A 24,888-nucleotide genomic window follows, 5' to 3' on the forward strand; every position below is an offset into this window, starting at 1 on the left:
TCACCAGTGGCTATTCTACCCCTGGTAGCGTTTCATCACCAGCGTCGCATTGGTTCCACCAAAACCAAAGCTGTTTGACATCACGGTATTCAGCTCGCATTGGGTCATGTTGGTTACGATGTTCAAACCTGCTGCCGCTTCATCCAGTTGCTCGATATTGATCGAAGGTGCCACAAACTGGTGTTTCAGCATCAGTAAGGAGTATATCGCCTCATGCACGCCGGCAGCACCCAGTGAATGGCCAGTCATGGCTTTGGTTGCACTGATAGCTGGCGACTGACCAGCAAAAACTTGCTGAATCGCAGCCAGCTCTTTGACATCCCCTACCGGGGTACTGGTGCCATGCGTATTGACGTAATCGATCGGGCCATCCAGCTGTTGCATGGCCATCTGCATGCAGCGTACCGCGCCTTCACCACTTGGGGCAACCATATCAAAGCCATCCGAGGTAGCGCCGTACCCTACCACTTCGGCAATAATAGTAGCACCGCGTGCCAACGCATGTTCCAGCTCTTCCACTACCACCATGCCACCGCCACCACTAATGACAAAACCATCACGATTCGCGTCGTAGGTACGGGAAGCTTTTTCCGGCGTCTCGTTGTATTTGGTGGACAAAGCTCCCATCGCATCAAACTCCATCGCAAGCGTCCAATGCAGCTCTTCGCCACCACCGGCAAAAACGATGTCTTGCTTGCCCAGTTGGATCAGTTCGACAGCGTGACCAATACAGTGGGCACTGGTGGCACAGGCAGAACTGATGGAGTAATTAACACCCTTGATTTTAAACGGGGTAGCCAGACAGGCGGAGCAGGTACTGGCCATGGTTTTAGGCACCGCATAAGGACCAACCCGCTTGACACCTTTTTCACGCAAAATATCTGCCGCTTCCACCTGGGTTTTGGACGAGGCTCCGCCAGAACCAGCCACCAGGCCAATGCGGGGGTCTGATATCTGCTCGGCAGTCAGGCCGGCATCGGCCATAGCTTCTTGCATGGCGATGTAGGCATAGGCAGAGGCATCCGCCATAAAGCGCATGGCTTTGCGATCAATCAGGCTGGAAGGATCAATTTTCAGATCACCCCAGACCTGTGAACGTAAGCCCATATCGGCAAACTCCTGAGAAAAAGTGATGCCTGAGCGTCCAGCCTGCAGCGATGCCAACACTTCCTGCTGATTGTTGCCAATGCTGGACACAATGCCCATGCCGGTTATTACGGCTCTTTTCATGGTTTACTCCTGTCACGGTACTCGCAGTACCGACCCTGATTGCACTATAATTTGTGGCTATTTTACGAATTTTTGCCTGCCAAGTGGTCCGCTTTCAGCGAACACCTGTACACTGACGGCTATTTTGTCGTCTTGGCAGCAAAACTACAAGTATTTTGCCAGGGTTCTGATGAAAGTAGTTCAACACGCTAAGATCCATTTTAATGCTCAGGGCACACCTGTCGCTGAAAGCTTTGACGATGTCTATTTTTCCAATGATGGTGGCCTGGCAGAAACCGACTATGTGTTTTTACAACACAACCAGCTGCCTGAGCGCTGGTTAAAGCATCCGGCTGCATTTTTTCATATTGCCGAGACAGGTTTTGGTACCGGCTGCAATTTTTTGTTGGCCTGGCTCAGGTTTCGTCAATTCCGCCAGCAGCACCCGGGTGCAGACTGTAAACGTCTGTATTTCACCAGTTTTGAGAAGTTTCCTCTTAGCCAACAGGATCTGGCCCGGGCTCTTGCCCCATTGACCGCACTGAGTGAGCCAGCAGAAGCCTTATTGGCACAATACCCACCAGCAACTCCGGGATGTCACCGGCTGATATTTGACCACGGTGCTGTGATATTGGATCTCTGGCTCGGCGATGTGCTGGACACCTTGCCCGAACGCGACCCGACGATTGCCGTCGATGCCTGGTTCCTGGATGGCTTTGCTCCCAGTAAAAATCCGGAGATGTGGCAGGATGCTCTTTTTCAACAACTGGCCAGACACAGCAAGGCAGGTACCACAGTAGCAACCTTTACTGCTGCTGGAGTAGTGAGGCGTGGCTTATTGCAGGCTGGCTTTCATGTCACCAAAGTCAAAGGCTTTGGCCGAAAGCGTGAGATGCTGACAGCGTATTTTCCCGGACTTGATGACCAGCCTTCACTACCGGCACCAGCCCGGGAAGTCACCATTCTTGGCGGGGGCATTGCAGCCATCAGCCTGAGTCTGGCCCTGCTGGCTAAAGGTATTCGGGTACAACTGTTTTGTGCAGATGCAAGCCCGGCACAAGGTGCTTCCAAAAATCGTCAGGGTGCACTCTACCCTAATCTGCATGCTGAGCTGTCAGCACCCAGCCTGATCCAGGCCAGTTGCTTTGGTTTTGCACGCCAGTTCTTTTCCCGTTGCCAGAGCACTTTTGAGTTTCCACATAGTTGGTGTGGTGTACTGCATCAGGCTTGCACCCCTCAGTTGCAAAAAAGGCTGGATAAATTGGCAAGTTACTGGCCGGCAGAGTTGGTGCAAGCGGTGACAGCGCAGCAAGCCAGCGAGCTGGCTGGCCTGACCTTGCCTTTTGCGGGCATTTGGTACCCAAACGCTGGCTGGGTAAGTCCACAGCAATTTTGTCAGGCGGCGGCTCACTACCTGGCAACTCAGCCGGGTATGCAGATCCACTACCAGTGGCCGATTGAGCAACTGAAGGCAAGCAACAACGGTTGGTGCCTACACAGCAGTAACCGTCCGGTTCAGCAGGCGGAACATCTGGTAGTGGCCATGGGCCACCAAAGCAATCAATTGCTAGGGATGCAGCCTCTGCCACTGCGCGGTATTCGCGGCCAGGTTAGCTACGTTGCAGCAGAGCCCCTGAGCCAGTTAAAGACAGTACTCTGCCACAAAGGCTATATCACACCCAGTTGGCAAGGATTGCAGGCCATTGGCGCGACCTTTGATCGCAGTCGCAGCAGTGACGAAATACTACCAACTGATGATGCGGATAATCTGGCATTGGTTAACAACAGCCTGCAGCAACCGGCCTGGATGTCGGCCATTCAGGTGATTGAATCGCGGGCCGGTGTTCGCGCGACAGTGCCAGATCACCGGCCACTTTATGGCCCCTGGTCTATACCAGAGGGAAGCTGCCAGGTGCTGACCGGAATGGGAGCACGTGGCCTGTTGTTTGCCCCCCTGCTGGCAGAGGCTTTGGCAGCTAAGCTGACACAAGAGCCAAGCCCGTTGCCACTCAATTGGCAACAGATGCTAAGTGCTGCACGTTTTCAGTGCTAAAAACTTGTTTCCGGTATAAATTTACCGCAATATAACCATAAGCTTAGCAGCAAGGTATCCCGATGTCGGAAACCACTCGCTTGATCCTGGCCGAGGATGATGAGTTTTTAAGGCAATTACTGCAGATGCACTGTGAGGCGCTGGGCGCAAAGGTCACTGCCGTAGCCAATGGTGAAGAGGCGGTCAGCCTGGCGCTTAGTTATGAGTTCGATGTGCTACTGATGGATATTCAGATGCCAGTCTGTGACGGTATTCAGGCGATGACCTTGCTACGACAACTGGGTTACGAGCGTCCTATATACGCCATGTCAGCCGATCCAGTCTCCGCGGATGGTTTCACTGCAGTACTCACCAAACCATTGCAAGAACAAGATGTATACCAGCTGCTGCAACAACACAGCTACAAAGCACCAGTCCCACTGGTGGTGGCGCCGGAACTGCTACAGCAATTTTTGCACAGCTTGCCTGGGCTGCACACTCAGTTAAGCCGTTGCCACCTGGAGCAGAACTGGCAAGAGCTGCAACGACTGAGTCATAAGCTTAAAGGCTCAGCCGGTAGTTTTGGTTACCCTGAAATCAGCACCGCCGCCAATCGGCTGCAACAAGCTATAGAGCAACAACAACCGGTAACTTCCTTTGCACCACTGGTTACTAAATTAAGTCAGCTGTTGCAGGAAGCAAACCATGGCTGAACACAAAATTTTACTGGTGGATGATGTGGACTATACCCGTCAACTATTGCGTAATAACATTATGGCGATTTGCCAAAGCGGCAAAGTTAGCCATAAAAGCTATACCTTTTTCAATGCCAGCAAAGCAGCTGCGGCGATGGACTTATTTAGCCTGCAGTTGCCGGCTATTGTCTTCTTAGATATTGAGCTACCGGATGCCTCTGGCCTGGAGCTGTTAAAAAAATTCAAAGCGCTGAAGCCGGACTGCTTTATTGTGATGGTTAGTGGCGTCAGCACGCTCGACAATGTCAGACAGAGCATGGCCGATGGTGCTGCCAGCTTTATTGTTAAACCCTTTACTGGTGATAAAATTCTGGCGGCTCTGCGATTGTACGAGCGTTTTCGTGCACAATAATCCGTTGCCGTCGATGCTGCTGCTCCCCGGCGGAACGTTCCATGCTTAAGGCCTTGAATTAAAGAGAATAAGGAAGAAAAACCATGACGCATTATTTCACTCGACCTGCCATGCTGTTGGCTTTACTACTGATGGTACCGGTGGCGTCAGCTGCCGTTGACTTTGAGCAATGGCCCAGACCGCAAGATGCGCGTGAGTTTGCCCGGCTGGATGATAAGTTGCCTGCTGTTCTGACCTATTTCAGTCGCCAAAGCCAACAGCAACTGCAACAGTTTTACCTGGATGCTTTAGGCGCCCCAGCCGAGCAGAAAAGTCGCTACGGCCAGTTGGAGCTGGTGTATGTTCAAGCTGAGCAGCAGATCCGGCTGATTATCTCCGAGCAGCAAGACTGGCGTCAGGTCGATATGATGGTACAGGCCACAAGTCATTAAGGCCGGTTCATCTGCACTACTACGCGCCGGTTAATGGCTCTGTCCTGCAGTCGCTGATTGGGTGCCACATTGCGGCGCTGACCGAAACCTTCCACTTCGATCCGCGCTTCAGCCAGCCCAGCCTCGACAAAAAAGCTTTTTACCTTTTCAGCCCGGCGCACCGACAGCTCCTCATTCATCCAGCGGCCACCATAAGTATCGGTATGCCCCTGGATCTGCACCACTTCAATCGCATCATCATGCTTCAGATACTCGGCAATCACCGCCAAGCGTCGTCTGGACTCACGGGTAAGTTGATCGCCCCCCACCTCATAACTCAATACAGTAAAAGCAATGTCATCGAAGCGATAAGGCAACAAGGCAGACACACACTGATTGAATTGCTGATACACAGCAGGAAACTGCACCGGGTTTAAACTGGCCACGACTTTATTTTCTGGCCGATACCAGTCAGAAAAATAAAAGGTCGGTTGGTAGCCGCGCTCCAGCTCATGCAACATGGTCCAGGCTGACTCTTTGGGTAAATCACCGTCAAATTGCTTTAATAACCGCATGCTGGTAATTGCCCGGGCTTGCTCACCAGGCCGCCAGTGTGGTGGTAAAGACAGCACTTCAGCCAACGCATAACCATCAGGTTGCTGTAGCATTTTCAGCTCAAACCAAAGATTGAGCTCTTTGCCGGCTTCACTGTGGAATATGGCTTCACCAAAACCAGGGATCGAATGGCTGATTTCGCAGCGTAGCGGTGTGTTGTGCCGTAACTGCCACTCCGACTGCTCCAGGCCGGCAGAATATTGCCGGATATAACTTTGCCCGGCAAACGCCAACGGACTGCAAAGCAAAAAAACCGAGAGTGAAAGCATAAACCGCATACAGCGATATCCTTGGTAATAAATCTGAGTAAAACCTAGCAAACACCATGCCGGGACGAGATTTACACTGTTTTTTTTGGCATACTGCGACTTTTAATTATAGCAGGCGGCTCTATGGCACAATCAACTACTTTGCTGGCACAACGCTTTCGGGGTTATTTCCCGGTAGTGATTGATATCGAAACTGCCGGCTTCAATGCCAAGACCGATGCCTTACTGGAAATCGCCGCCACCTTGCTGACGATGGATGAACAGGGTATGTTGCAGCCGCTTCAAACCCTGCATTTTCATGTGGAGCCATTCGCTGGAGCCAATCTCGAACCCAGTGCGCTGGCTTTTAATGGCATAGATCCAGACCACCCATTGCGTGGCGCTGTCCCAGAGCGTGAAGCCATTACCGAAATTTGCAAAGCTGTGCGCAAGGCGCAAAAAGCGGCAGGTTGTCAGCGCTCTGTGATCGTGGCACACAACGCAGCTTTTGATCAGGGCTTTTTTAATGCGGCCTGCGAGCGCATCCATTTAAAACGCAACCCATTTCATCCTTTTGTCTCTTTTGATACCACCAGCCTGTCCGCGCTGGCACTCGGGCAAACCGTGCTGTCAAAAGCCTGTAAGCAGGCTGGCATTGACTTTAACAACAAGGAAGCGCACAGTGCCTTGTACGATACGGAGCGGACAGCAGAGCTGTTTTGTTACATCGTCAATCAGTGGCAGCAACTGGGTGGCTGGCCATTGCCACAAAGCTTAGAGCCTTCGACAGAAGAATCTGCCGGTACCCCAGCATAAAAAAAACCGCTGCGGCGGTTTTTTTTATGCTAATTGGTGTTATTCACCAGCGGTTTCACTCTGGCTTTGCTGAACCGCAGCTTCTTTGATCAGCGGTTGCAGTTCACCACGCTGAAACATTTCCAGAATGATGTCACACCCACCTATCAGCTCACCTTGGACCCAAAGCTGAGGAAAGGTTGGCCAGTTCGCGTAAACCGGCAGCTCGGCACGAATATCCGGGTTTTGCAAAATATCGACGTACGCAAACTGCTCACCACAGCTGATCAGCGCTTGCGAAGCCTGGGCAGAAAAGCCACAACTTGGCAATTTAGGTGAGCCTTTCATGTACAACAGTATTGGGTTTTCAGCAATTTGCTGCTTGATTTTATCCAGGGTTTCCATGGCATATCCTCGTATCAATTCGGCTGTGTCACTATTGTACCTTGTTCCCATTGGGAATTCATGCTCTGCCCCTTGTTTTTCCTGCAACCGACCCAATCTTGCTAGGCGGTAGTAATAAAAACACAGCAGTGTTGTATAAAACCAGCGCCTATTGCAGCGCTTCAGACTGGTTAATGCTTGAGTGTTTTACTCAGGTATTGTAGTCTAACCCGTGCAGACACTCTTAACAACGCAATGGAGAATAAAATGGCTTTTGAATTACCCGCCTTGCCGTATGCTAAAAATGCACTAGCTCCTCACATCTCTGAAGAAACCCTGGAGTACCATTATGGTAAACACCACAACACCTATGTGGTAAAGCTGAATGGTCTGATTGAAGGTACTGACTTTGCCGGTAAATCACTGGAAGAGATTGTTCGTACTTCAGAGGGTGGTGTATTTAATAACGCAGCTCAGGTTTGGAACCATACCTTTTACTGGCACTGCTTAAGCCCAAATGGCGGCGGTGAGGCCACTGGTGCTCTGGCTGACGCCATCGCTGCGAAATGGGGCTCTTTTGCTGATTTTAAAGCGGCCTTCAATGATAAAGCAGTTAATAACTTCGGTTCCAGCTGGACCTGGCTGGTGAAAAAGGCCGATGGTAGCCTGGACATCGTCAACACCAGCAATGCTGATACCCCGCTGGCTCACGAAGGTCTGACGCCGGTATTAACGGTTGATTTGTGGGAACACGCTTACTACATTGATTACCGCAATGCCCGCCCTACCTACCTGGATGCATTCTGGGCACTGGTTAACTGGGACTTCGCCAGCAAAAACTTTGCTGCCTAAGCGCTACTAATTGTGCAAAAGCCCGGCCAGCATGCCGGGCTTTTTTGATCTTCTGCCGCTGACAGCCGTATAGAAATACACACCATTGTTGTTTTTTAACGGTAAATAAATCCATCTTTTTTCGACGAATTCTGAGCGAACTTATTTTTTACTGTCTAACCTTAAAGGAACTGGTACCTATTTTCGTCAGTTGATCGGAGGTGCATATGAGCATTGTTGAGCACTATAAGTCCAGATACGAAGCCACCAAAGAAGAGGAGTACAGCATTCAAGAGTTCCTGCAGCTGTGCAAAACCGACAAAAGTTGTTTTGCCAGTGCTGCCGAGCGCTTGCTGTTGGCTATCGGTGAGCCTGAACTCATTGATACATCGCAAGATCCACAACTCAGTCGCTTATTTTCCAACCGTGTTATTAGCCGCTACCCTGCCTTTGCCGACTTTTATGGTATGGAAGATGCCATCGAACAGATCGTGTCTTACCTGAAGCACTCCGCTCAGGGGTTGGAAGAAAAGAAACAAATTCTGTATCTATTAGGGCCTGTAGGCGGAGGAAAATCCTCACTGGCTGAAAAGCTCAAGTATCTGATGCAACAGGTGCCAATTTATTACCTGAAAGGCTCGCCGGTATGTGACCATCCGCTTTGTCTGTTCGATGCCGATGAAGATGGCCAGTTGCTGGCGGAGGAGTTTGGCATTCCACGGCGCTATCTATCTACCATTATGTCGCCCTGGGCCAGCAAACGACTGCACGAGTATAATGGCGATATCAGCCAGTTCCGGGTAGTCAAACGCCATCCATCCATTTTGAACCAGATTGCCATTGCTAAAACTGAGCCCGGCGATGAGAACAATCAGGATATTTCGGCGCTGGTAGGCAAAGTCGATATCCGCAAGCTTGAACACTATGCTCAGAATGATCCGGATGCCTACAGTTACTCTGGAGCCTTGTGCCGGGCTAATCAAGGCCTGATGGAATTTGTTGAAATGTTTAAAGCGCCTATCAAGGTGCTGCATCCACTCTTAACAGCAACCCAGGAAGGCAATTACAACGGTACGGAAGGGCTGGCTGCCCTGCCCTTTGATGGCATGATTTTAGCGCACAGCAATGAGTCGGAATGGCAGAGCTTTAAAAACAATAAAAACAATGAGGCTTTTTTAGATCGGGTTTACATTGTGAAGGTACCTTATTGCCTGCGGGTATCCGAAGAACAGAATATTTACCATAAACTGATCGACAACTCCGAGCTTCGTGAAGCACCTTGTGCGCCTGGTACCTTATCCAGCCTGGCACAGTTTGTGGTGCTATCCCGGCTAAAAGAACCGGAAAACTCCAGCATCTACTCCAAAATGCGGGTATACGATGGTGAAAGCCTGAAAGACACCGATCCAAAAGCAAAATCGTATCAGGAATACCGGGATTACGCCGGTGTCGATGAAGGTATGACCGGGCTGTCCACACGTTTTGCTTTTAAGATCCTATCACGGGTGTTTAACTTTGACTCCACCGAAGTCGCAGCCAACCCGGTGCATTTATTTTATGTGCTGGAGCAACAGATCGAGCGAGAACAATTCCCGACCGATATGGCCGAACGCCTGTTGGAATACTTAAAAGGCTATCTGACACCCAAATACGTCGAGTTTATCGGCAAGGAAATCCAAACGGCTTATCTGGAGTCTTATTCAGAGTATGGGCAGAACATCTTCGATCGTTACGTCATCTATGCCGATTTCTGGATCCAGGATCAGGAGTACCGCGATCCGGAAACAGGCCAATTGTTTGACCGGGCTGCTCTGAATGCAGAACTGGAGAAAATTGAAAAGCCTGCCGGTATTAGCAACCCGAAAGACTTCCGCAATGAAATCGTGAATTTTGTGCTTAGAGCCAAAGCGAAAAACAACGGCAAAAACCCGGTCTGGACCAGCTACGAGAAGCTGCGTACCGTGATAGAGAAGAAAATGTTTTCCAGTACTGAAGAGTTGTTACCGGTCATTTCGTTCAACGCCAAAACCTCGACCGAGGATCAGAAAAAACACGACGACTTTGTCAATCGCATGATGGAGAAAGGCTACACCCGCAAGCAGGTCCGACTGTTGTCGGAGTGGTACCTGCGGGTGAGAAAATCGCAGTAAAACAGGTACCGGAGGCAGTATGGTGCATTTTATTGATCGACGACTGAATGGAAAAAACAAGAGTGCTGTCAACCGGCAGCGCTTCTTGCGCCGTTACAAACAGCAGATCAAGAAGGCAGTATCCGATGCCATCAGCAAACGCAGTGTCACCGATATTGATAGCGGTGAAAGCATTACCATCCCCAGCAAAGATATCACGGAGCCGATGTTTCATCATGGCAAAGGCGGCCACCGTGAGATTGTTCATCCGGGTAACGATCAGTTTAGCCCGGGTGATCGGATAAAACGTCCCGATGGCGGACAAGGCCAGGGCAGTGGTCAGGGCGATGCCAGCGCCGATGGCGAAGGCAGCGATGACTTTGTGTTTTCCATCTCCAAAGATGAGTACCTGGATCTGTTGTTTGAAGATCTGGAACTGCCAAATCTGAAGAAAAATCAACTCGATAAGCTAGTGCAGTACAAACAGGTACGAGCCGGCTACCGCGCAGAGGGGGTGCCAACCAATATTGATATCGTGCGTTCGCTGCGCGGTTCGCTGGCAAGACGTATCGCCATGTCGGCCGAAAAAAAGCGTACCCTGACAGAGCTGGAAGCGCAGTTAGAGGCTTTGCAGCATGAGGCGGTGCCAGATCAACATCAATGCCTGCAGCTCGAACAACAAATCGCGGTTTTAAAGCAACGCATTGCAGCGGTGCCTTTTATTGACAGCTTTGATCTGCGTTACCGTAATTACCAGAAAAGGCCCGAGCCAACCAGCAAGGCCGTAATGTTTTGTTTGATGGATGTCTCCGGCTCGATGGATCAGGCCACAAAGGATATGGCCAAGCGGTTTTATATTCTGCTGTATTTGTTTTTGAGCCGAAGCTACAAAAATGTCGAAGTCATTTATATCCGCCACCACACCCAGGCTAAAGAGGTAGATGAACAGGAGTTTTTCTATTCACAGGAAACGGGAGGTACCATAGTATCCAGTGCCTTGAAGTTAATGCACGAGATAGTGCTAAAGCGCTTTAACCCGGAGGAATGGAATATCTATGCCGCTCAGGCTTCTGATGGCGACAACTGGACTGATGATAGCCCGTTGTGCCAGCAAATTATGCGCAATCAGATCCTGCCGCTGGTACGTTACTATGCATACATAGAGATCAGTTCACGGGCGCACCAGAGTTTATGGCAGCAGTACGAAGCCCTGTTACCTGCGTTCGAGAACTTTGCCATTCAACCTATCCGTGATGTGGCGGATATCTACCCGGTATTTAGAGAACTATTTAAGAAACAAGCAGCTTAACCTTCAGCGGAGGTATTGCAATGGCCAAGGCACAACGAAAACCTGTCCCGTTATCCGATGGGCCTGACTGGACCTTTGAGCTGTTAGAAGAGTACCACCAGCAGATTGCTCGGGTGGCAGCACATTACCAGTTGGATACCTACCCTAACCAGATAGAAGTGATTACCGCAGAGCAAATGATGGATGCCTATTCCAGCATCGGCATGCCGTTGGGTTACCACCATTGGTCCTATGGTAAAAAATTTATTCAAACCGAGCAGAACTACAAACGCGGCTATATGGGGCTAGCGTATGAAATTGTGATCAATGCCAATCCCTGTATTGCTTATCTGATGGAAGAGAACACCATTACCATGCAAGCGCTGGTGATGGCCCACGCCTGTTATGGCCATAACTCCTTTTTCAAAAATAACTACCTGTTTAAAACCTGGACCGATGCATCCTCCATCATTGATTACCTGTTGTTTGCCAAAGAGTACGTCAGTCGTTGCGAGGAAAAATACGGCATCAAAGAAGTTGAAGAAACGCTCGACTCCTGCCATGCCTTGATGAACTATGGGGTAGACCGCTACAAAAGGCCCCAGAAAATATCCATGGAAGAAGAACAAAAGCGCCAGGAGGAGCGGGAGGCTTATCTGCAATCTCAGGTGAATGACTTGTGGCGCACAATTCCAAGCAAACCCAGCTCCGAAGTGGAACGCAATAAGCGCTTTCCAGAGGAGCCCCAGGAAAATATCCTGTACTTTATTGAAAAGAATGCCCCACTGCTAAAACCATGGCAACGTGAACTGGTACGCATAGTGCGTAAAATTTCGCAATACTTCTACCCACAAAAACAAACCCAGGTAATGAACGAAGGCTGGGCGACCTTCTGGCATTACACCATTTTGCAGCATTTGTATGATGAAGGCGTGGTTAGTGAGCGCTTTATTCTGGAGTTTTTGCACACTCATACCAATGTGGTAGCGCAGCCTCCTTACAATAGCCCTTACTACTCTGGTATCAATCCCTACGCTTTAGGCTTTGCGATGTTTACCGACTTGCGCCGGATCTGCGAGGCTCCTACTGATGAAGATAAAATCTGGTTTCCGGATATTGCCGGCTCCCCCTGGCTGGATACCCTGCATTTTGCTATGCAGAACTTCAAGGATGAAAGCTTTATCAGCCAATACCTGTCACCCAAAGTGATCCGTGATTTCCACCTGTTTGCCATTGTTGATGATAGCAAGGACCCCAGCCTGGAGGTGGCTGCCATCCATAATCAGGAAGGTTACCAGAGTATTCGCCAGATGCTGTCTGCTCAATACAATTTGAGCCAGCTGGAGCCTAATATTCAGGTGTTCAATGTGGATGTGCGCGGTGATCGTTCATTAACGCTGCGGTATATTCCACAACGCGGCATTCCGCTGGAGCCCAAAAGCACCGAGGAAGTGATGAAACACCTGCATCGGCTTTGGGGTTTCCAGGTTAGCCTTGAGCAGCAACATGAAGACGGTAGCATTAGCGAGCTATGTCGCTGCCCAACGACATTATGAGATGCCGGGGGCGACTGGCTCAACCGGCATCTGGCTTGCCAGCGTCACCTGATTACGGCCATTGGCTTTTGATAGGTACAATGCTTTATCAGCGCGCTCTAACCACTGCCGGTGGTTTTCCATCTGCGGCCATGACTCTGCAACGCCAATGCTAACTGAGCACTGGATGACTGTATCCTGATAAGTGACCGGTGTTTTATCCACTAATTTACGTAAGCGCTCTGCAAAGTACAGCGCTTGCGCTTCCGGCGTATCAACCAGCAATACGGCGAACTCTTCACCACCATAGCGTCCGGCAATATCCGTTTCACGCAAGTTTTTCTTTACCAGAGTGGCTATTTCACGGATCACTTCATCCCCCGCAGCATGGCCATAATCATCGTTAACCCGCTTGAAGTGATCAATATCAATCATCAGCAGGCTGCTGACATGCTGATAGCGTTGGATCCGCTTGTATTCCTGCACCAAGGTATTCTCCCAGCTCCCCCGGTTGTGCAACTGAGTAAGAAAGTCGGTCTTTGACAGTTGATGCAAGCGATGATTCATTGACTCGAGTTCAAGCCGACTAACTGCGACATCGGTGACATCGTAAATGATCAAACAAAGATGGGTTACTTCTCCCCGGGTATTCGATAACGGGAAAATAGTGCTGTTCTGATACATAAACTCAGCAGAGCCTGTGATCGGCCGATAATTGCGAAACTTAAAAATATAAGGCCGCTGCTCCCATATCGTGAAAGCTCGATTTTTCAGCAGCAACACAGGATCACATTTACGTCGCAGCCAGTCTTCATCAATTTCTGGAAACAAGTCAAACAGATAACGATCGCGTACCTGCCGCGGGCTAAGGCCGCTGTGGCTTTCCATAAAGCCATTCCAAACCTGGATCCGGTAGTCGCAATTGACGACCACCAAGCCAACATCAACGGTTTGGAACATCTCCATCAGCCAGTGAATTTCAGAAACGTCAACCTGTACATCTGCCATAACTAGTCTTCCAATAGAAACTCTACTTTATGTTTTAATGTCTTTACACTGTCCTCGGTAAACAGCAACAGCAAATCACACATAATGTTGTAGTTCTCAATGCCATAACTTATTTCTATGGCTAAGGTTTTACGCCAGCGCCCAGAGTTTGCCTTGATTAACTCACTGACAGCAGCATGTTGCCCCAGCACCACAGGATGCCCCTGGCTAAAGCCCATATCCAGCTGTTCAGCAAGACCTTTCAGTACAGAGCCTATCAGAATATTGGCAATATCCATCAGTAGCTCAAGTTCAACCTGATGCGTCAATTTGCCGTGGTAATTCATCAGCTTTGCAATATCTTTAAAGCTGGAATCGGTTAAAATCAGTAAGGCTTCCCCTGAAACTCCACCACCAATAAAACCCTGACAAACCGCAGAAGTACTGCTTTCATCTTCCACCGAGGCCAGTGCCATATGCAGCTCACTGACTTCAATCAGATTCACGTTAGGAATGGGTAATTTGACAAAGACATTTAGTAAGCGCGCCAGTAAATCCCCAGCCTGCCCCATCGCCACATTGGTCAGCTCCTGAAACACATCCCGCAGCTCTGCATCCACTTCAATGGATTTGGATAGCTGCTTTGTTGTCACTTCGGCTTTAGCCGGTGTAGCCTTACGATCAGCGGCCACGGTATCCAGCAGAGCCGCTATTTTTTTGTTATCCACCGGTTTTTTTACAAAATCAGTAGCTCCTAACTGCATCACACGCTCGAAGGCTTCAGGCTGCACATCACCGGATACCACGATCACCTTGACGCTGGATTGCATTTCCTTTAGCGCGGACAGCACCTGATAGCCATCCAGCACCGGCATATTTAAATCCAGAAACAGCAGATCCACCGCATGTGATTTCAGCAATTGCAAAGCCTCTGCACCATGGGCTGCAAACTGGATATTACTTTGCCAACTTTCCGGCAAAGATCGCGCCATTTGCTTTCTTGCCAGATTGGAGTCATCGCAAATTACTACCGCAGGGATCATAGGCTCTTCATTTTTCAGTGTCTTTGCCTACAGTTTATACGCAGGTCGAGTAAATAGCCATCATGCTGCGGGAAGGTTCTGTGCTAGGCTTAAAAAAACCTTTAGGAGACATCAACCATGAAAAAAATCCCTCTGCTTTTCGGCACTTTTATCTGTAGCAGCCTATTCAGTGTGGCAATACAAGCCATCGACTTAACCGCTCAGCTACCCAGCCGGTTGAGCGACGTACGGGCCGGGCAGCAGCAGGTTGTGTTACAGGGGCATCCCGTCGAGGTGGGCCAGCAAGCACCTGATTTCCGGGTGGTGGACCAACAATTCAAAGCTGTGTCTTTGGCTGATTTTACAGGGAAGCCTGTGCTGATCAGTGTAGTGCCAAGTGTCGATACCGGCACTTGTTCATTGCAAACCAAGCGTTTTAATGAAGAAGTAGCCAGGCTGCCAGCCGACGTGGTGCTGCTGACCATCAGTACTGATTTGCCCTTTGCACAGCGCCGCTTCTGTGAGCAAGAAGCTGTAGACGCATTGCAGGTGTTATCCGATGCGGTCTGGCGTGATTTTGGCAGCAATTATGGTTTACTGATCAAAGATATGGGTTTGCTGGCCAGAACGGTACTGTTAATTGATCAGAAAGGTGTAATCCGGTATATCCAAAAAGTAAAATCACTGGCCAATGAACCGGATTATCAGGATGCACTGGACGCATTAAATCTGATGCTGGCCAAGGATTAGCACAAAGCAGCTGATAAAAAGCGATGCTACGAACATCGCTTTTTATCAGCTTGAAACCTCAGGCCAGCAGATCAGTTAGCTGGCTGGCAATGGCATCTACCTTCTGAGTACCATCCAGGTGATGATAGCGGGTTTTACCAGCATCCGCAGCCGTACGGTAAAAATCAACCAGAGGCTTGGTTTGATCATGGTAAATAGCTAAGCGCTTACGCACTGTGTCTTCAGTGTCATCAGCGCGGATCACCAGCTCTTCCCCTGTTTCATTGTCTTTCCCTTCCACCTTCGGAGGATTGTACACTACATGGTAAACCCGACCGGATGCAGGGTGCACCCGACGGCCGGCCATCCGCTCAACAATGACATCATCCGGTACATCAAATTCAATCACATGATCAATAGCAATACCGTGCGCATCCATGGCTTCTGCCTGCGGAATCGTACGAGGGAAGCCATCCAGTAAAAAACCTTTTGCACAATCCGGCTCTGCAATGCGCTCTTTTACCAGACCAATGATGATATCATCGGATACCAGTTGACCAGCATCCATCACTTGTTTGGCTGCCAGGCCCAACTCAGTTCCTGCTTTGATTGCCGCCCGCAGCATATCACCCGTAGAAATTTGCGGGATGCCAAACTTGTTCATCAGAAACTGAGCCTGAGTCCCCTTTCCGGCACCTGGGGCACCCAACAAAATAATCCGCATACAACACCCTCATGTGTTCTAAATTTTTCAAATATGGACGCTCGGGATCTTTACACAATGCCGGCACTGAAACAAGAAATTTGTCCGCATCGGTTGGCAGGGCGTTCAGGCCACTCGCTTTTAGTCGAATGAGCTGAGCAGGGCTAAATCAGCAAAATAAAGTGCCAGACCTCACGGCCTGGCGCTTTTTTCAGTCAAGGTTACGACTTTGGTCGCATTCGCTACCGCCAAATTTAAACTTTAAACCGTCGCACGATGCGCTGCATTTCTTCAGCCAGTTTTGACAGGTTTTCACTGGCCAAAACTGATTGCTGCATATTCTCTGAAGTTTGATAGGAAATATCGCTTATTTTATGGATATTCTTATTAATATCACGCGATACCGTGGTTTGCTCTTCAGTGGCACTGGCAATTTGCTGAGCCGTTTGGTTGATCAACTCAATCGCATGACTCACCTGAGCCAGAGCATCGCCAGCTTGCTGAGCACGCTCTGAGGTTTTAGTAGTAGCATTCGCACTTTGCTCAGAGGCATGCACCGCTTTGTCAGCACCTTGCTGCAGGCGTTCAATCATTCCCTGAATTTCCAGCGTTGAGTCCTTGGTACGACTGGCCAGACTGCGGACCTCATCGGCTACAACAGCAAACCCCCTGCCAGACTCTCCGGCACGGGCCGCTTCTATAGCGGCATTTAAGGCCAACAGATTGGTTTGTTCGGCAATGCTTTCAATCACCTGCAAAATATTACCAATACTATCACTGTCCGACTTTAGCGAATGAATGATGGTCACCGCAGCTTGCATATTGCCACTTAGGGCAGTTAAATCAGCAATGGTTGCCTGCACCACCTCCCTGCCCCCAACGGCTGCCTGGTTGGCCGTTTGTGCGGCATCTGCTGCTTCCTGGGTATTGCGGGCGACTTCCTCCAGGGTAGTGGTCATTTCATTCATGGCTGTCGCTGAGTTATTGATTTCCTGATGCTGTTGCTCAATGCCATCATTGGTTGCATCATTGGTCTGGGCCAGCTCGGTCGAGGATGACGCCACCTGCTCTGCGTATTGACTCACTTCGGTGAGCATACTACGTAAACTCTGTTGCATTTGAGCTATATCGTATAGCAAACTACTGCTGTCATCTGACTTCAATTGAATTCGCTGCGTTAAATCCCCTCGGGCTACCTCTTTCACCATTTTGGCAGCGTATTCAGGCTCACCTCCCAACAAGCGGATAATTGAGCGAACCACCAGTAGGACGATCAGCACAGCAACAACCAGAACCACCACTGCAATCAACACCACTTGCCACAACATCGCACGAGCGGATGCCAGGGCGGCATGCTGATTCGACTCTGCGACCAGCCCCCAACCTAACAGGGGGATGTAGTTGTATGCCCCCATCACGGTCTGGCCTCTGGCATCGGTATAAATACCGCTGCCACTTCGGCCATTCGCCAAAGCGCGAGCTGCTTCAGTTTCCAGGGCGCGGCCTGGATCTGGTATTGAAGGTGATGGTGTTATCCCCAGCCCTTGCCGGCTCAGAATAAATATTTCGGTGTAAGAGGTTCTGGGCAGAGCTGCGACTTGTTGATAGATCGTCTCTAGCTGAACGGCACCACGCATCACGGCAACGACCTGATTGTTGTGACGGATTGGCGTCGCTATGGTGCTGACGGTATTCCCTGTTGCCCTTGAAACCACTGGCTCTGAAAATACATCCTCACCGCGCACAGCCCGGCGAAACCAATCTCGGTCTGCTACCATAAAAGCCTGCGCTTCGTCATCGCTCAATACTCTGGCTCTACCGTTCTCATAGCTTACCCCAAGTAAACCTCGACCATCAGGCATCACCACAAAAATGGTATCCCAGGTTCCCTGCAATTGAGCAAGATCGCGCAATAAGCCTTGTAAAACCGACTTATCCAGCTGTTTTGCTGCATCTACTGTTGCCAGATAACGCATATCGCTCTGACGCATGGTTAACCAACGCGTCATTGCCATGGTACTGGTTTCTCCTCGCCCCTCCAGCGTCTGCATAATGTTGCTGACACGGGTGTTGTAGTACTGCAGGTAAAAAAAGCTACTCAGCAATACGATGGTAACAAACAACATGGAGACCATAATGCAGGTTAAGCGAAAACCAAAAGAGAAGTTATTCCACATTTGTTTCATAATGTCGGTCCTGTATCTTTAAGTAATTCTGATTATTATAGTTTATCTAGTATAGACGAGGGCTTATGAAGTGCCAGCGGATAGGCTGGTTACCGGCTTTACGAACTGATATAAAAAAACGCGAGCACCTGGCCCGCGTTTGTACCGGATACGCTACTTTGTTGTTAGCGTGTCAGCGACAGCAATAACTTATTTAGCCGTCCAACAAAGGTAGCCGGGTTTTTCAGGCTGCCACGCTCGGCTAGCAAAGCTTGCTCCAACAAGACTTCAGCCCACTCCTTAAAGCGACTTTCATCCTGCTCATCCGCAACATGTTTCACCAGCTCATGGTCCGGGTTGATTTCAAAAATCGGCTTTACTTCCGGCACTTTCTGGCCTACCGACTCCATCAATTTCATCATCTGAGTGCTCATATCAAACTCATCGGTCACGACACAGGCCGGACTATCGGTTAAACGATGACTTACTTTGACGTCTTTGACCTGCTCACCAAGCGCCGTCTTAAAGCGTTCAACGGTGCTGGCAAAAGCTTCTTCCGATTGCTTTTGTGCTTCTTTATCGGCTTCATCATCCAGTTTGGAGAGGTCCAGCCCACCTTTGGCGATGGAGCGGAATTTCTTCTGCTCAAACTCGGTCAGGTGTTGCATTAACCACTCATCGATCCTATCTGATAGCAGCAGGACTTCAATGCCTTTCTTGCGGAACACTTCCAGATGCGGGCTGTGCTTAGCTGCTTCAAAGTTATCCGCCACCAGGAAATAAATTTCCTCCTGGCCTTCTTTCATCCGGCCAATGTAATCACTCAGTGAAACATTCTGCACCGCATCGTCATTATGGCTGGAGGCAAAGCGCAGCAAAGCAGCAATTTTCTCTTTGTTGGCAAAGTCTTCCGCCGGGCCCTCTTTTAACACCTGACCAAACTCAGTCCAAAATTGCTGGTATTGATCGCTGTCTTTAGCCAGCTTTTCCAGCATCTTCAGCGCCCGGCTGGTGCAGCCTTTGCGTAGCGCCTGGGTGGCTTTGGTATCTTGCAGAATTTCGCGTGAAACGTTCAGTGGCAAATCGCTGGAATCAAGCAGACCTTTGAAGAAGCGCAGATAGCTCGGCATAAACTCTTCGGCATCGTCCATAATAAAGACGCGCTGTACATACAGCTTTAAACCATGACGTGCTTCGCGGTTCCACAAATCGAATGGGGCTTTTTTCGGGATATACAACAAACTGGTGTAGTTGCTGTTGCCTTCTACTTTGTTATGGCTCCAGCTAAGTGGCTCGGTCCAGTCATGCGAGATGTGCTTGTAGAACTCCTGGTACTCTTCGTCACTGATGTCCGATTTATCCCGGGTCCAAAGTGCAGTAGCTTTATTAATCGCTTTCCAGTGACCAGGTACCGCCGGGATAGTCTCTTCGTCGGTGTCGCCTTTTTGTTCAGGCTGCTCATCTTGCCACATTTCAACCGGGATGCTGATGTGATCCGAGTACTTGGTAATGATGGACTGAACCCGGTACTTTTCCAAAAATTCATCTTCACCATCACGCAGATGCAGAATAATGTCGGTGCCACGACTTGCTTTATTACAGGCTGCCAGGCTGTACTCACCCTCACCAGCAGACTCCCACTCCACGGCTTGCTCCGGAGAGGCACCGGCCTTTAAGGTCCGCACAGTCACTTTATCGGCAACAATAAAGGCGGAGTAAAAGCCAACCCCGAACTGGCCAATCAAGTTGGCATCTTTGCTTTGATCACCCGATAACTGCGAGAAAAACTCTTTTGTACCCGATTTAGCAATAGTCCCGAGGTGCTCCATCACTTCCTGCTCGGTCATGCCGATACCATTATCGCTGATGGTTAGCGTTTTTGCGTCTTTATCCATGCTGATGCGAACACGCAAATCACCGTCGTCACCATACAAACCCGGTTCAGATAGCGCCAGGAAACGCAGTTTATCCGCCGCATCAGATGCATTGGATACCAGCTCACGCAGGAAGATCTCTTTATTGGAGTAGAGTGAATGAATCATCAGGTGAAGCAATTGCTTTACTTCAGCCTGAAAACCATGCGTTTGCTTTTGAGCAGTTTCAGCCATAGCAACAAAGTCCTCTTTCATTTAGTCATTAGCACTGATTGAATGCAGAAATCATCGGTAAGCTGATGTACTGCATTGGCGCCGGACCTGCCAGCGCCGAAGTGGTATTTATATGGGGAAGTGAAGCGAGGATTTCAAGCGTTAAAAACTCTTTCTACCACTAAAAGCATGCGATAAGGTCGAGCCATCCAAATACTCCAGCTCACCACCGACGGGCACACCTTGTGCCAGACGCGAAACAGTTACCTGATGCCGATGGCAAAGCTCCGCAATGTAATAGGCGGTGGCATCCCCTTCCACCGTTGGATTGGTGGCCAGAATCAACTCCGCAATGCCGCCTTGTGCCAATTGTTGTTCTAATACATTCAGGCCAAGCTCCGCCGGCCCAATACCATCCAGCGGCGATAACTGCCCCATCAACACAAAGTAACGGCCGTCAAACTGCCCGGTTTGCTCAATGGCCTGTAAGTCGGCAGAGGAGCCAACCACACAAAGCAAAGGCGACTGACTTCGGACATCATCGCTGCAAATAGCACAAAGCTCAGCTTCGGTAAAGGTTCGACAGCAACGGCACTGGCCTATGTGCTCCATAGCATTCAGTAACGCATTACCAAGCTTTTTACCAGCTTCACGGTTGCGCTCCAACAGTTGAAAAGCCATACGCTGAGCGGTTTTTGGCCCAACACCAGGCAACACTTTTAATGCATCAATCAACTGCTGTAGCAAGGGGGAACTGGCAGGCATCTTCATTGCTTTGCTTAAAATGGCATTTTAAAACCTGGCGGCAACTGCATGCCCCCAGCAACCTGGGCCATCATTTCCCGGTTGGTCTCTTCAACCCGACGCACCGCATCATTGATGGCTGCTGCCACCAAGTCTTCCAGCATTTCCTTGTCATCCGCCATCAGGCTGTCATCCAGATGCACCCGCTTGACCTGATGCGAACCTGTCATGGTCACTTTAACCATACCGGCACCAGACTCACCAGTCACTTCCATGCTGGCAATTTCCTGCTGCACTTTTTGCATTTTTTCCTGCATGGCTTGCGCCTGCTTCATCATGTTACCCATACCACCTTTAAACATGCGTTGTCTCCTTAATTGTCGCCCTTTCGTGGGCGCCAGCATACACAAAATAAATTTAATTAACCACCAGGCTGCCTTCAATAAAGTCGGCCGCCAAATTCTGACGTAGTGTCTGCAATACCGGGTCTTGCTGCATCACCTGCTCCGCATAGCGATAACGGGCCTGGTCCAACTGCTGCTGAATATCCCGAGGACAGCTTGCCACCTCGGGTTGATAGCGGATCTGCACTGCGGTTGCTTCCGGAAATGCCGCCAGTACCAATTGCTCTATCCGAGCCCGAAAATCATCCGTTTCCAGGTGCTGCTCCGAGCTGGCGACGGTTAGCTCCAACATCTGGCCGTGCAGGGCTGGCACAGAATGCAACAAATACAAACGATACAAACCACTCGCCTTTACTTGCTCAATTCGTCCGGCCCAGTCATCAATTTGATGGGCAAAACGATAGGCAAAACCTGCCGCATCCAGTTCCTGCTTCAGCAACTGCTGCGCCTGCGGGCGCTCAGGCTTTTTTCCAGCATCTTCCCCATGGTCGTCCGTTGCTGCATGCACCGGTTCAGGGGCCAGTGAGCGAGGCTGCTCGCTGGCACTGACAAAATCAGGATGCTCCGCCTTTGCACTCAAGCTCACCTGCTGCGGGGTGCTATTTGCGCTCTGCTTTGCTGCAGGAGAAGCCACAACTGCGCGCGCACTTCCGGATGGTGGCAGTTGCACCCCGCGTCTGGCCATGATACTGGCTGTGATTGCATCCATCGGCGGTTCAGTTATCGCCGCTGCGACTGGTTGTTCTGCCGTTGTCTCAGTCGCTGCAACCATCTGATGTATGGCAGTTGTTTCCGCCTCGCCCAAAGGCTCTGGTTCTGGCTCTATCAGGCTATCTGGTACTGCCCCTTCACTGGGACTGGCCGGGCTCTTTGTTACTGGCAACTCCGCTGGTCCTGAAAGAGCAGGCATGGGCGATGCGGCAGGCTTTGCAGTGGTTGCCATGGACGCAGAGCCCATTCGATTGCCGCCATTTCTCCCAGACCGGGGTGTCGAAGCTGTGGTTGGCATATCTGCACTGGCCGGCACAAAGAGCAAAGCGCGAAGCAATGCCATTTCCAGGCCACTACGGCTATCCGGCGCATAAGGCAGTTCACGCTTACCACTGATCAATAATTGGTAATACAGCTGCAAGGTTTCAGCACTCTGCGTCGCCGCCAGTTCTGTCACAAAAGCGGCTTGCTCAGCGGCCAGGCCGGCGGCATCAGGTTGAAACTGGCTAATTGCGGCGAAATGCAACAAAGACAAAATATCATCCAGCACCTGTTCCGGCTGGCTGCTTTGCAGCATCAGCTCATCCAGTTGCTGGCGCATCATGGCGACATCTTGCTGCAGTATAGCCTGAAGCAGATGCTGCCCCCAGTGCTGCGGCAATAACCCAAGCATATCACGCACTGCAGGTGCTGTGATGCTGCCATTGGTTTGCGCAATGGCTTGATCGGTCAGGCTAAGTGCATCCCTCACACTGCCACGGGCTGCTTTCGCCAGCAGAACCAGCGCCTCTTGCTCTGCCGAAACCTCCTCGGACTGCAACACCATGGTTAGCTGCTGCTGAATTTCGGCTTCTGTTAAGGCTTTCAGACTAAATTGCAGGCAACGCGATAGGACGGTAACCGGCAGTTTCTGCGGATCCGTAGTCGCCAGTAAAAATTTAACATGCGGGGGCGGCTCTTCCAGCGTTTTCAGCAGCGCATTAAAACTGTGCCGAGATAACATATGTACTTCATCGATGAGGTACACTTTAAATCGCCCACGGGTAGGCGCATATTGCACATTGTCAAGCAAATCACGAGTATCTTCGACTTTGGTGCGCGATGCTGCATCGATTTCCAGCAAATCCACAAAACGGCCCGCTTCAATCTCCTGACAGCTGCTGCACTGACCACAAGGCGTCGCACTGACCCCCTGTTCACAATTGAGACTTTTGGCAAAAATACGGGCGATGGTGGTCTTCCCCACCCCACGAGTACCGGTAAAGAGGTAAGCATGATGCAGACGCTCAGAAGTAAGAGCGTTGCTCAGGGCTGACTTGACATGCTGCTGTCCCAGCAATTCACTGAATTGCTGCGGACGCCACTTTCGTGCCAGCACCTGGTAACTCATGCTTTCTCCTTGCTCACGGCCATGTTAATGGCCGTCATAGTCCACCAATGACAGTACTTCGAGGCCTAATTTTTCCAGCCGTTCAATACCACCAAGCTCAGGTAAAGCAATCACAAAAGCAGCATGTGCCACTTCCCCGCCTAAACGGCGGATCAACTGAGTGGTTGCTTCAATGGTGCCACCAGTTGCCAACAAATCATCCACCATCAGCACTTTATCGCCTTGCTGAATTGCATCCAAATGCAACTCCAGGATATCTTCACCATACTCAAGCTGATAGCTTTGCTGGATCCGCTCTCGCGGCAGCTTGCCGGCTTTTCGTACCGGTACAAAGGCAACACCCAGAGCATAAGCCAGGGGCGCACCGAAGATAAAACCGCGTGATTCAGTACCCACCACTTTGCTGATGCCATGCTCAGAGAAATGTTGTTTTAACGCATCAATTACTTTGGCAAAAGCCGGACCATCCTGCATCAGGCTGGTCACATCACGAAATAAAATGCCTGGTTTCGGGTAATCCGGAACCGTTTTAATCACTTGCTTTAGTTGCTCCGTCAGGGCTTTGTTTATCATGGTCTTTTTTATGTCCTATAAAATAGCAGGCAGCTTAGTGCTTATTGGATTTAGCTAAACAACTGCAACCAACGCACTATGGGACCTTGCAGCAGCAAGCCTACAAACACCAACAAAAAAACCACAAACTGCTTTAAGTTAAAGCTTTCTTTGAAATTGTCGTCTGCCACTTGATACCTCATCGAATTCGTTGCAAAGAACGCATTATTCTAGCGGATCAAAGACAGATGCACTATCCCTTTCGTTGCAAAGCCGCTAGCAAATCTGCGCTGGTAAGCAGGGATTAGCGAAATAACCTGCAAGCAGTTCCGGTTGGGGCAAAGCACTATCTTTTGATGTACATCACAACATGCCAGCGGCAACTGTATCATACTCAGGCCATATGATGGCTTTCAATAAAGGTGCGCTATGTCCATCCGCCTTAACCACTTACGTACCCGTCTGCTGGAAGAGCAACTGCAATTGCAGACTCAGATCATGCATTTTTTAAACAATCAGCAGAACCCCGATTACCAACAACTAAGCCTGAAACTACAACAACTGCCTCTCCCCCGCTGGCCTGAGCTTTTGTTGCATTGGCATACGCCGGATCTAAAGCCGTTAAGTCTTCGACTGGAAGCTGTCCAGGCTGCACTGAGCCAAATGGAAATTGGCTTGTATGGCATTTGCAGTGATTGTGAAAGCAGAATTGATGCACAGCGACTGGAGCAAGATCCAGCTGAACAACGTTGTTTTCGCTGCACCAATCATAAAACACAGATTACATCATAAGCACTCAACCAATTTGTTA

At 50.0% G+C, this 24,888-nt stretch carries 23 protein-coding genes; 11 read left to right on the plus strand and 12 right to left on the minus strand.

Annotation, left to right across the window (positions count from 1 at the left end; all coding sequences use genetic code 11):
* Positions 1–15: 15 nt before the first annotated feature.
* Positions 16–1,230, minus strand: a complete 1,215-nt coding sequence (gene fabB, locus ABC502_RS02010; RefSeq protein WP_330087880.1) for a beta-ketoacyl-ACP synthase I — start codon at positions 1,228–1,230, stop codon at positions 16–18.
* Positions 1,231–1,399: 169 nt separating this feature from the next.
* On the opposite strand from fabB, the gene mnmC reads away from it, so the two are divergent.
* From mnmC to ABC502_RS02030, 4 genes are all read left to right on the plus strand, one after another.
* Positions 1,400–3,262 (plus strand): bifunctional tRNA (5-methylaminomethyl-2-thiouridine)(34)-methyltransferase MnmD/FAD-dependent 5-carboxymethylaminomethyl-2-thiouridine(34) oxidoreductase MnmC, encoded by a 1,863-nt coding sequence (gene mnmC, locus ABC502_RS02015; RefSeq protein WP_345914735.1) that lies wholly within the window; start codon positions 1,400–1,402, stop codon positions 3,260–3,262.
* A gap of 62 nt (positions 3,263–3,324) precedes the next feature.
* Entirely contained in the window at positions 3,325–3,954 is a 630-nt protein-coding gene (locus ABC502_RS02020) for a response regulator (protein ID WP_345914736.1), read from the plus strand.
* On the plus strand, positions 3,947–4,348 hold the full coding sequence (locus ABC502_RS02025) for a response regulator (RefSeq protein WP_330087883.1): 402 nt from the start codon (positions 3,947–3,949) through the stop codon (positions 4,346–4,348). Before ABC502_RS02020 ends, ABC502_RS02025 begins: the two co-directional genes overlap by 8 nt.
* An 83-nt stretch (positions 4,349–4,431) precedes the next feature.
* A complete protein-coding gene (locus ABC502_RS02030; RefSeq protein ID WP_330087884.1) occupies positions 4,432–4,779 on the plus strand; it encodes a hypothetical protein in 348 nt (115 codons plus the stop codon).
* Here ABC502_RS02030 and ABC502_RS02035 read toward each other — a convergent pair.
* Positions 4,776–5,651 (minus strand): OmpA family protein, encoded by an 876-nt coding sequence (locus ABC502_RS02035; RefSeq protein WP_330087885.1) that lies wholly within the window; start codon positions 5,649–5,651, stop codon positions 4,776–4,778. The genes ABC502_RS02030 and ABC502_RS02035 overlap by 4 nt on opposite strands.
* Before the next feature lie 114 nt (positions 5,652–5,765).
* Here ABC502_RS02035 and rnt point away from each other — a divergent pair, with 114 nt between their 5' ends.
* Positions 5,766–6,437: a ribonuclease T gene (gene rnt / locus ABC502_RS02040; RefSeq protein WP_345914737.1), complete on the plus strand. Its 672-nt coding sequence runs from the start codon at positions 5,766–5,768 to the stop codon at positions 6,435–6,437.
* A gap of 39 nt (positions 6,438–6,476) precedes the next feature.
* On the opposite strand, the gene ABC502_RS02045 is transcribed toward rnt, so the two are convergent.
* On the minus strand, positions 6,477–6,821 hold the full coding sequence (locus ABC502_RS02045; RefSeq protein ID WP_330087887.1) for a Grx4 family monothiol glutaredoxin: 345 nt from the start codon (positions 6,819–6,821) through the stop codon (positions 6,477–6,479).
* Between the two features lie 246 nt (positions 6,822–7,067).
* Here ABC502_RS02045 and sodB point away from each other — a divergent pair, with 246 nt between their 5' ends.
* The 4 genes from sodB to ABC502_RS02065 all read left to right on the plus strand — a co-directional run bounded on the left by sodB (position 7,068) and on the right by ABC502_RS02065 (position 12,604).
* A complete protein-coding gene (sodB, locus tag ABC502_RS02050) occupies positions 7,068–7,652 on the plus strand; it encodes a superoxide dismutase [Fe] (RefSeq protein ID WP_330087888.1) in 585 nt (194 codons plus the stop codon).
* Between the two features lie 206 nt (positions 7,653–7,858).
* Complete coding sequence (locus tag ABC502_RS02055; protein ID WP_330087889.1) at positions 7,859–9,781, plus strand: PrkA family serine protein kinase; 1,923 nt, start codon at positions 7,859–7,861, stop codon at positions 9,779–9,781.
* Positions 9,782–9,800: 19 nt separating this feature from the next.
* Positions 9,801–11,069: a YeaH/YhbH family protein gene (locus ABC502_RS02060; protein WP_345914738.1), complete on the plus strand. Its 1,269-nt coding sequence runs from the start codon at positions 9,801–9,803 to the stop codon at positions 11,067–11,069.
* A 20-nt stretch (positions 11,070–11,089) separates the two neighbouring features.
* The gene (locus ABC502_RS02065; RefSeq protein WP_330087891.1) at positions 11,090–12,604 is read left to right on the plus strand and encodes a SpoVR family protein; all 1,515 of its coding nucleotides are present in this window, start codon (positions 11,090–11,092) and stop codon (positions 12,602–12,604) included.
* Here the strand turns inward: ABC502_RS02065 and ABC502_RS02070 are convergent.
* Both ABC502_RS02070 and ABC502_RS02075 read right to left on the minus strand, forming a co-directional pair.
* Positions 12,599–13,591: a diguanylate cyclase gene (locus tag ABC502_RS02070; protein WP_345914739.1), complete on the minus strand. Its 993-nt coding sequence runs from the start codon at positions 13,589–13,591 to the stop codon at positions 12,599–12,601. The genes ABC502_RS02065 and ABC502_RS02070 overlap by 6 nt on opposite strands.
* A gap of 2 nt (positions 13,592–13,593) precedes the next feature.
* Entirely contained in the window at positions 13,594–14,613 is a 1,020-nt protein-coding gene (locus ABC502_RS02075) for a response regulator (RefSeq protein WP_345914740.1), read from the minus strand.
* A 117-nt stretch (positions 14,614–14,730) separates the two neighbouring features.
* Here ABC502_RS02075 and tpx point away from each other — a divergent pair, with 117 nt between their 5' ends.
* Positions 14,731–15,342, plus strand: a complete 612-nt coding sequence (gene tpx / locus ABC502_RS02080) for a thiol peroxidase (protein ID WP_345914741.1) — start codon at positions 14,731–14,733, stop codon at positions 15,340–15,342.
* A 58-nt stretch (positions 15,343–15,400) separates the two neighbouring features.
* Here tpx and adk read toward each other — a convergent pair whose 3' ends face one another.
* The 7 genes from adk to apt form a co-directional block, all read right to left on the minus strand.
* Positions 15,401–16,045 carry an adenylate kinase gene (gene adk / locus ABC502_RS02085; RefSeq protein ID WP_330087895.1) on the minus strand — a complete coding sequence of 215 codons (645 nt, stop codon included), beginning with the start codon at positions 16,043–16,045 and terminating at the stop codon, positions 15,401–15,403.
* 233 nt (positions 16,046–16,278) lie between these two features.
* Positions 16,279–18,210 (minus strand): methyl-accepting chemotaxis protein, encoded by a 1,932-nt coding sequence (locus tag ABC502_RS02090; protein ID WP_345914742.1) that lies wholly within the window; start codon positions 18,208–18,210, stop codon positions 16,279–16,281.
* A gap of 164 nt (positions 18,211–18,374) precedes the next feature.
* Positions 18,375–20,297, minus strand: coding sequence for a molecular chaperone HtpG (gene htpG / locus ABC502_RS02095; RefSeq protein WP_345914743.1), 1,923 nt, complete (start codon positions 20,295–20,297; stop codon positions 18,375–18,377).
* A 141-nt stretch (positions 20,298–20,438) separates the two neighbouring features.
* Positions 20,439–21,041, minus strand: coding sequence for a recombination mediator RecR (recR, locus tag ABC502_RS02100; protein WP_330087898.1), 603 nt, complete (start codon positions 21,039–21,041; stop codon positions 20,439–20,441).
* Between the two features lie 14 nt (positions 21,042–21,055).
* On the minus strand, positions 21,056–21,382 hold the full coding sequence (locus tag ABC502_RS02105) for a YbaB/EbfC family nucleoid-associated protein (protein ID WP_330087899.1): 327 nt from the start codon (positions 21,380–21,382) through the stop codon (positions 21,056–21,058).
* A 55-nt stretch (positions 21,383–21,437) separates the two neighbouring features.
* Entirely contained in the window at positions 21,438–23,525 is a 2,088-nt protein-coding gene (gene dnaX, locus ABC502_RS02110) for a DNA polymerase III subunit gamma/tau (protein ID WP_345914744.1), read from the minus strand.
* Between the two features lie 24 nt (positions 23,526–23,549).
* On the minus strand, positions 23,550–24,098 hold the full coding sequence (gene apt / locus ABC502_RS02115) for an adenine phosphoribosyltransferase (protein ID WP_330087901.1): 549 nt from the start codon (positions 24,096–24,098) through the stop codon (positions 23,550–23,552).
* A 408-nt stretch (positions 24,099–24,506) separates the two neighbouring features.
* Here apt and ABC502_RS02120 point away from each other — a divergent pair, with 408 nt between their 5' ends.
* The gene (locus ABC502_RS02120; protein WP_330087903.1) at positions 24,507–24,869 is read left to right on the plus strand and encodes a TraR/DksA C4-type zinc finger protein; all 363 of its coding nucleotides are present in this window, start codon (positions 24,507–24,509) and stop codon (positions 24,867–24,869) included.
* Positions 24,870–24,888 lie beyond the last annotated feature (19 nt).

The sequence above is a fragment of the Alkalimonas sp. NCh-2 genome, assembly GCF_039631345.1.
GTDB classification, from domain to species: Bacteria; Pseudomonadota; Gammaproteobacteria; order Enterobacterales; family Alteromonadaceae; genus Alkalimonas; species Alkalimonas mucilaginosa.

What these genes read in the sequence shown, in the direction of transcription:
- fabB (WP_330087880.1), bottom strand. Translation starts at nt 1,230, where the DNA reads ATGAAAAGAGCCGTAATAACCGGCATGGGCATTGTGTCCAGCATTGGC.
- mnmC (WP_345914735.1), top strand. Translation starts at nt 1,400, where the DNA reads ATGAAAGTAGTTCAACACGCTAAGATCCATTTTAATGCTCAGGGCACA.
- ABC502_RS02020 (WP_345914736.1), top strand. Translation starts at nt 3,325, where the DNA reads ATGTCGGAAACCACTCGCTTGATCCTGGCCGAGGATGATGAGTTTTTA.
- ABC502_RS02025 (WP_330087883.1), top strand. Translation starts at nt 3,947, where the DNA reads ATGGCTGAACACAAAATTTTACTGGTGGATGATGTGGACTATACCCGT.
- ABC502_RS02030 (WP_330087884.1), top strand. Translation starts at nt 4,432, where the DNA reads ATGACGCATTATTTCACTCGACCTGCCATGCTGTTGGCTTTACTACTG.
- ABC502_RS02035 (WP_330087885.1), bottom strand. Translation starts at nt 5,651, where the DNA reads ATGCGGTTTATGCTTTCACTCTCGGTTTTTTTGCTTTGCAGTCCGTTG.
- rnt (WP_345914737.1), top strand. Translation starts at nt 5,766, where the DNA reads ATGGCACAATCAACTACTTTGCTGGCACAACGCTTTCGGGGTTATTTC.
- ABC502_RS02045 (WP_330087887.1), bottom strand. Translation starts at nt 6,821, where the DNA reads ATGGAAACCCTGGATAAAATCAAGCAGCAAATTGCTGAAAACCCAATA.
- sodB (WP_330087888.1), top strand. Translation starts at nt 7,068, where the DNA reads ATGGCTTTTGAATTACCCGCCTTGCCGTATGCTAAAAATGCACTAGCT.
- ABC502_RS02055 (WP_330087889.1), top strand. Translation starts at nt 7,859, where the DNA reads ATGAGCATTGTTGAGCACTATAAGTCCAGATACGAAGCCACCAAAGAA.
- ABC502_RS02060 (WP_345914738.1), top strand. Translation starts at nt 9,801, where the DNA reads ATGGTGCATTTTATTGATCGACGACTGAATGGAAAAAACAAGAGTGCT.
- ABC502_RS02065 (WP_330087891.1), top strand. Translation starts at nt 11,090, where the DNA reads ATGGCCAAGGCACAACGAAAACCTGTCCCGTTATCCGATGGGCCTGAC.
- ABC502_RS02070 (WP_345914739.1), bottom strand. Translation starts at nt 13,591, where the DNA reads ATGGCAGATGTACAGGTTGACGTTTCTGAAATTCACTGGCTGATGGAG.
- ABC502_RS02075 (WP_345914740.1), bottom strand. Translation starts at nt 14,613, where the DNA reads ATGATCCCTGCGGTAGTAATTTGCGATGACTCCAATCTGGCAAGAAAG.
- tpx (WP_345914741.1), top strand. Translation starts at nt 14,731, where the DNA reads ATGAAAAAAATCCCTCTGCTTTTCGGCACTTTTATCTGTAGCAGCCTA.
- adk (WP_330087895.1), bottom strand. Translation starts at nt 16,045, where the DNA reads ATGCGGATTATTTTGTTGGGTGCCCCAGGTGCCGGAAAGGGGACTCAG.
- ABC502_RS02090 (WP_345914742.1), bottom strand. Translation starts at nt 18,210, where the DNA reads ATGAAACAAATGTGGAATAACTTCTCTTTTGGTTTTCGCTTAACCTGC.
- htpG (WP_345914743.1), bottom strand. Translation starts at nt 20,297, where the DNA reads ATGGCTGAAACTGCTCAAAAGCAAACGCATGGTTTTCAGGCTGAAGTA.
- recR (WP_330087898.1), bottom strand. Translation starts at nt 21,041, where the DNA reads ATGCCTGCCAGTTCCCCCTTGCTACAGCAGTTGATTGATGCATTAAAA.
- ABC502_RS02105 (WP_330087899.1), bottom strand. Translation starts at nt 21,382, where the DNA reads ATGTTTAAAGGTGGTATGGGTAACATGATGAAGCAGGCGCAAGCCATG.
- dnaX (WP_345914744.1), bottom strand. Translation starts at nt 23,525, where the DNA reads ATGAGTTACCAGGTGCTGGCACGAAAGTGGCGTCCGCAGCAATTCAGT.
- apt (WP_330087901.1), bottom strand. Translation starts at nt 24,098, where the DNA reads ATGATAAACAAAGCCCTGACGGAGCAACTAAAGCAAGTGATTAAAACG.
- ABC502_RS02120 (WP_330087903.1), top strand. Translation starts at nt 24,507, where the DNA reads ATGTCCATCCGCCTTAACCACTTACGTACCCGTCTGCTGGAAGAGCAA.